Source organism: Nonomuraea sp. NPDC050536 (genome assembly GCF_044457685.1).
Taxonomy (GTDB): Bacteria; Actinomycetota; Actinomycetes; order Streptosporangiales; family Streptosporangiaceae; genus Nonomuraea.
Map to the genome: position 1 here is coordinate 1 of NZ_JBITHD010000050.1, position 2,927 is coordinate 2,927.

General features: G+C 65.2%; 2 protein-coding genes. Both read left to right on the plus strand.

Annotation, left to right across the window (positions count from 1 at the left end):
* Nucleotides 1–909 precede the first annotated feature (909 nt).
* Nucleotides 910–1,080 carry a hypothetical protein gene (locus ACIBHX_RS52270; RefSeq protein WP_397076518.1) on the plus strand — a complete coding sequence of 57 codons (171 nt, stop codon included), beginning with the start codon at nucleotides 910–912 and terminating at the stop codon, nucleotides 1,078–1,080.
* Nucleotides 1,081–2,094: 1,014 nt separating this feature from the next.
* A partial coding sequence (locus ACIBHX_RS52275; protein ID WP_397076520.1) for a glycoside hydrolase domain-containing protein occupies nucleotides 2,095–2,927 on the plus strand: 833 nt, incomplete at its 3' end.

Consider the following 2,927-nt stretch of genomic DNA (forward strand, 5'->3'; position numbering starts at 1 on the left):
GGTCTCAGCACCGCCGCGCCCACCAGACCCGCGCCAGAGCAAGCCACTACCGGAGACGATGGCTCAAACATCACGAAATCATGCTGTAGTACTAGTCAGGCCGACGTTGGTATCGCCCAGCGGCTGACGTTCCTGTTCCTGATCAGGCTCAGGGCGGCGTAGGTGTTCAGCGTGGACAGGTTGCTGGAGTTGGCGTGGATGTTCCAGAACCACGTGTTGCCGGCGCCGAAGACAGCCCCACCACGTCACGTTTTGCTGTCCAGGTGGCCCCGTTGTTGTCGATCGTGTGGAGGGAGAGGATCACGCAGTTCGTGGGTTGTGCTTGGTGGCGACGCTAGGTTCTTGGCGTTGCCCTGGGGAAGTAGTAGAGCCGGTAGGGGCGATGGTCGCGTCCGCTGGTCTCCCGCTCGTAGTCTCATTTGGTCGGACACGCGCTCCCGGCCGACTGTGACAGCGCGAACGCAAAATTCTCCGCGGCCGACAGTCCGTGGGCCTGGCCCGCACCTGCCACTCGTTCTTCCGCGCACTGCCGGATCCGACCCGGCTGAAGCTGCTGCTGGAGTTCATCCCGGCCGCAGAGCGGACCCGCGCCGACTGCGTGCGGCACGCCGGATCCCCAGCCGCGGGTGTCGGTACACCTGTCCTGCCTGGTCGCGTTCCGGCGCCGGCATGGCCGCCCGCGGGATGGGGGTGTACGGGTTCGTACGGAAAACGTGACTCCATCCGGTCGGCCCGGACACCCTGGTCCTACTGCACCGAGGGAGTGCTCGCGGCTACCGCCGTCGCAAGCTCATGCCGGCCCAGCCAGGAAGGAACATCGGAGTAAAAGGCAGCCGTCTACCGTGCAACTCTCGCCGCCGCAACAGCCAGAGCGACGATGACAACTAGCCCCAGAACAAGGAGCACATGATGCGTTTCAGTCAGACCCTCGCCCTCGCGGGGGTAGCCGCGACGATAGGGGCGGCGATCGCGATCGCCGTGCCTGCCAGCGGTGCCCTGGTCGCAGCCGCCCCAGGTAGCGCGACCGCCGTGCAGGGCGTCGTACAGCCGGACGCGACTGCCATCGAATACGGCCTGTAGGTCCGGGCTGCAGCGACCACTTGTAGTACGCGAGATGTCCGATTCGTTCAAGAGACCGCCTGCTCCTGCGAACTAGGGCCTGTTTCATAAGCAGGTCAGCCAGTCGTTGATGATGGCGATCTGAATGGTGGCCTCGTAGCGGACGGCGAGCTTGTCGTATCTGGTCGCAACAGCACGGTGGCGCTTGAGCCGATTTATGGCGCACTCGACAGCGTGCCGCGCGCGATAGTCGCTCTCGCAGAACTTCGGGTGACGGCCATGTGTCGCCTTCGGGAGCCCGGCGCGTCCCGCAAGATCCACTCACCCTCAGATCGCTTCCGATCATTACCTAACCCCGACAGCCCGTGCCTGCCTGTAGCGAGTATTGCTGCGCCCTCGCGGCCTGTAGCGGTTCGGTGCAGTTGACTCAAGGAGGGCGATAGTGAAGCGCAAGAAACCCGTCAAGACCGCCGCAGTCCTCGCAGTTCTCGTCGGAGGCACCGGAACGGCCAACATCTCCTCCGTTTCCTCTCGTACGTCCGCGTGGGAATGCCGCTGACCGTGATCGGCGACTGTTGTCCGACTGGCACAGCGTAATGACTCCGCGTTGTGGCGCCGCCAGCGCCCGATTACCTGTCTACTACCGCTACCAGGCGGGCCCGATCTCAGTTCCCGGAGCGGGGCACTGCATCTTGTTCGTTGGCGGAGTCGTCTTCGGTGGCGAAAGCGCCGAATACGACGGACCCTGGGGCGGTTCACACTGCTGAATCGTGTCTCATTATGGCTGCCCCGATTCGGAATCCGCTCCAAACCCGGGCAGTGCATCGCCGTCCAGCCCCAAGGGCCCGCCGCAAATCTGCGGTATGGACTCGCCGCACGCCTCTTGTCGCCGGTCCTACATCTGGAATGGCCGTACCGGTTCTGTTCCGCGAGAGGAAGGGATGTATGGAAATGGACAGTCTTCCGAAGTCTCCGAGATTCACCCGGCGGCGCCTGTTGGCCATGGCCGGAGCGGCCGGCGCAGGAACGCTGGCCGTGACCGCGTTGGACTTTGGTTCGGCCCGTCCGGCCCGCGCCGACCGGGCCAAGGGCCTGGATTCCAACCAGGACCCCGACCCCGGCCAGGTCGCGACGGCCGGGTACACCTTCGTGTCTTACTACCTGACGGGTCCGGGAAGCATGACGGCGGCGAAGGTCGCCGCCTGCGCGGCTCATGGTGTGGCGGTCATCGCTAACTTCGAGCAGTTAGCCAACCCCACCGGCCGCGGGTACTCCGGTGGCCGGTCCGACGCGCAAACGGCGCTCGCTGCCGCCAACGCCTGCGGGATCCCCGGGGACCGGCCGATCTACTTCAGTCTCGACTACGACGTACAGCCGTCCGGTTTCGCAGCCGTGGACGCCTACCTGGACGGAATCGCCTCCGTCCTGTCACCCAGCCGGATCGGTGTCTACTCAAGTACCTGGTGCATCGACCATCTGGCCGGAAACGGCAAGGCGACCTGGTTCTGGCAGTCGATGTCGGGAGGCTTCTCCGGCGGCCAGAACGCCACCCTCAACCCGCACACCCACATCTGGCAGCGCGGGTACGCCACCGTCGGCGGGGCAAGCTGCGACTGGGACTACGTGATCACCGCCGACTACGGCCAATGGGGCACGCCGGGCCCCCACTCGGCGTTTCCGTCGTGGGATTCGAGTTGGTCGGTGTTCAATCCGGTCTCTAATGCGACCACGGTGTTCGGGCGTGGCCTGGACGGGAAGATCGGGTTCTCTCGGAACTCCGGGTCGGGCTGGTCGCAGTGGGCCGAGGTGAACAACAACTGGCGGTTCGCTGGTGACCCGCGGGCGGTGTATCACGCGGCGACCCATAC